The sequence below is a fragment of the Geitlerinema sp. CS-897 genome, from assembly GCF_028368005.1.
Classification (GTDB): domain Bacteria; phylum Cyanobacteriota; class Cyanobacteriia; order Cyanobacteriales; family Geitlerinemataceae; genus Baaleninema; species Baaleninema simplex.
Map to the genome: position 1 here is coordinate 1 of NZ_JAQNCQ010000382.1, position 3120 is coordinate 3120.

The 3120-nt window shown below is 55.4% G+C and carries 4 protein-coding genes; 3 read left to right on the forward strand and 1 reads right to left on the reverse strand.

Features of this window, described 5'->3' with window-relative positions:
* Positions 1-350 precede the first annotated feature (350 nt).
* Complete coding sequence (locus POG22_RS24360; RefSeq protein ID WP_498907449.1) at positions 351-1103, reverse strand: RNA methyltransferase; 753 nt, start codon at positions 1101-1103, stop codon at positions 351-353.
* Between the two features lie 55 nt (positions 1104-1158).
* On the opposite strand from POG22_RS24360, the gene POG22_RS24365 reads away from it, so the two are divergent.
* From POG22_RS24365 to POG22_RS24375, 3 genes are all read left to right on the forward strand, one after another.
* Positions 1159-1299 carry a DUF2256 domain-containing protein gene (locus tag POG22_RS24365; RefSeq protein ID WP_071592035.1) on the forward strand — a complete coding sequence of 47 codons (141 nt, stop codon included), beginning with the start codon at positions 1159-1161 and terminating at the stop codon, positions 1297-1299.
* Between the two features lie 317 nt (positions 1300-1616).
* Positions 1617-2552 (forward strand): isoaspartyl peptidase/L-asparaginase, encoded by a 936-nt coding sequence (locus POG22_RS24370; RefSeq protein WP_498907450.1) that lies wholly within the window; start codon positions 1617-1619, stop codon positions 2550-2552.
* A gap of 18 nt (positions 2553-2570) precedes the next feature.
* Complete coding sequence (locus POG22_RS24375) at positions 2571-3119, forward strand: NUDIX hydrolase (RefSeq protein ID WP_498907451.1); 549 nt, start codon at positions 2571-2573, stop codon at positions 3117-3119.
* Position 3120: the final 1 nt, after the last annotated feature.

Here is a 3120-nt window from a genome sequence, read left to right on the forward strand (position 1 = left end):
CCCCGGTCAGAACGCCTTCACAGGCTGTTTGTTTAACGTCCACGATGCGCCCCACCGCAGACATAAGCGAGAATCAAATTCTCTTGGCCACACCAACTGGCGATTTTGTGGTTTACCTCCACCACGGGTTTTTCGGGTGTTGCGAACCATACCCTTAGGATCTTAAAGACCGTTTCCGGTAAGGCAATTTTACCAGTTTGTTCGTTTCGGCGCTATCCCCTTCTCTCGCTATCGCATTGTTCAGGGGATGCACCGAAACTCACCGCCGCTTCACCACCAACCAAGCCTATTGGCTATGGTTGGAGCGCTGCGACGAATCTTGGTAGGCGATCGGCAATCGACTCGACAAGTTAATGGGATTTTGAGGAAGTCTGAGAAATTGCCCATTCCATCTGGCGGACGAGACCTCGTAACATGGCGACTTCGGTTTGGGAGAGGCGAACGCGGTTGTAGAGGCGGCGAAACTTTTCCATTCGCGCTTTGGCCGTGTGAGGATAGAGGTAGCCAATATCGAGTAAAAGTTTCTCGAAATCTCGATAGTAGGCTTCGATCGCGTCGGCGGTGGCTTCGGGATCGTCCGTCTCCGGGGGGAGGTTCGGCGAGTCCGCTTCAGCTCGAACCACTGTATCGTAAAGCTCGTAAGCGCACACCGCCACCGATTGCGCTAAATTGAGCGAAGCGTAATTCGGACTCGAGGGAATGCGTAGGAACCGTTGCGCGTAGTTGAGTTCTTCGTTACTCAAGCCGCGATCTTCGCGACCGAAAACTAAAGAAGAGGGAACCTCCAACAGCCAGGGTAAAACCTCCCGAGGACGCTCGAAGTGAGTTGGAAAGGAGCGATCGCGCCCGGCAGTGGCCACGACTCGCTGACAACCCTGTAACGCAGACGGTAGACTGTCTACACATTGGGCGTTTTCCAAAATTTCGGCGGCGTGAACGGCCATTTGTCGCGCCTCGTCACCGAGATGGTCGCATTGAGGATTGACGAGAACCAGGCGATACAGTCCCATATTTGCCATCACGCGGGCGATCGATCCCACGTTTAACGCCCCAGCCGGTTCGACGAGGACGATTGCGATTTGGGACAAAGCCGTCAGTTCCATTCCACTCCTTATCAGGCATCGAGATATCTCTGAACTTATTTATTATCGGTCGATTATGGGTCGCAAACACACGAAATCGAACCTTCCCACGAAAATTTGTCCGGTGTGTCAGCGTCCGTTTGCATGGCGCAAAAAATGGGAAAACTGCTGGGACGAGGTGAAGTACTGTTCCGAACGCTGTCGGCGGCGGCGTTGAGGAGCAGGGGAGAGGGGGAGAGCGTAGGGTGCCGTGACGCGGCCGGAAAAGGCGGCTGAAATTAGATCGATGTCGTATTACCGCGTCACGCACCGCCCCCAACCGAAAAATGGGGAGATGAGGTGATGAGGAGCCGAAATTAGATCGATGTCGTATTACCGCGTCACGCACCGCCCCCAACCGAAAAATGGGGAGATGATGGGATGATGGGGTGATGGGGGCGAGATCCCCGGCATCTCCAAGATGCCGGGGATCTGTTTCGTTTAAGATATTGAAATTGTAGATCGATTTTCAACGCTCAATTCTCCAGTAAATTCATGTCTGATTCGGTGCAACCCAAACTGATCGTTCACGGTGGCGCAGGGAGTTCTCTGCAAGGAAAAGGCGGTGTCGAAGCCGTGCGCCAAGCCCTTTATCAAATTGTCGATGAGGTGTACGGGTTGCTGCGGGACGGGAAAAGTGCCACGGATGCGGTGGTTCGCGGCTGTCAGCTCCTCGAAGACAACCCCCGTTTCAACGCCGGAACGGGGTCGGTGTTGCAGTCGGACGGACAAATTCGCATGAGTGCGTCGTTGATGGACGGGATCGCGCAACGGTTTAGCGGCGTCATCAACGTGTCGCGGGTCAAAAATCCCATCGATATGGCGAAGTTTCTGCAAGCGGAACGCGATCGCACGCTCTCCGATCTCGGTGCGGCGGAACTGGCGCGAGAACTGAACTTACCGATTTTCGATCCCACCACGGACAAACGCCTCAAAGAATGGTTGCAAGACCGCAAAGATAACTTTCAACGGAGTATGGCTAACGTCATCGCTGAAGACGAAGCGGGACGGGGAACCATCGGCGTGGTAGCCTTAGACAACCAAGGTCGCATCGCGGCGGGAACCTCTACAGGAGGCAAGGGGTTCGAGCGCATCGGACGAGTCAGCGATTCGGCCATGCCTGCGGGAAACTACGCCAATCGCTTCGCCGGGGTCAGTTGTACGGGTATCGGTGAAGATATTGTCGATGAATGTTTGGCGGCGCGAATCGTGGTGCGGGTGACGGACGGGATGTCGTTAGAAGAGGCGATGTCGCGATCGCTTGCTGAAGCCACGGAAAACCAACGAGATCTCGGCGCGATCGCCCTCGACGCCAAGGGGAACATCGCCTGGGGTAAAACCAGCGAGGTGGTGTTAGCGGCTTACACAGACGGCGAAACACGCGGCGACAGCCTCGAAGCCGAAAACGGAACGGTGGTGTTTGTGGTGTAGAACACAGTTGAAAAATCGATGAAGCCCTGGGAAACGATGTCGCAGTTCGTGGCGATTCGATCGCCCTGGCTGACGCTGTTTGGAGAACGACTTAAGGACGATCGCGATCGCCTTCTCGATTACTGGCGGGTTGAAAAAGCCGACTCCGCCGTAATTATCCCGCTGCACCGCGATCGCTTCGTCCTTCCTAAACTCAGCTATCGTCCGGGGATCGGGGAATTCACCCTCGACTTCCCCGGCGGGCGCGTTCCGAGCGATACGGCTGCGATCGAAGTCGTGCCAGATATCTTACAGCGGGAACTCGGCGTTACCCGAGACCAGATCGATCGCCTAGAAACGCTGAATTCCCAAGGGTGGCTAGTTAACAGTTCCTTTTCTAACCAAAAACTGTTTGGCTTCGTCGTGGAAATTCGCGCCGACGTAGACCTCGACGATCGCCGCCTCTGGGAAACGAGCTATGCAGCCGAGGACTCCCAAGACTGCGATCGCCTGCTCGAGGCGTTAACCTGTTTGCAATGTCGCGCCGTGTTGTTGGAGTTTTTGAGACAGCGATCGCGCGATCGCTAAC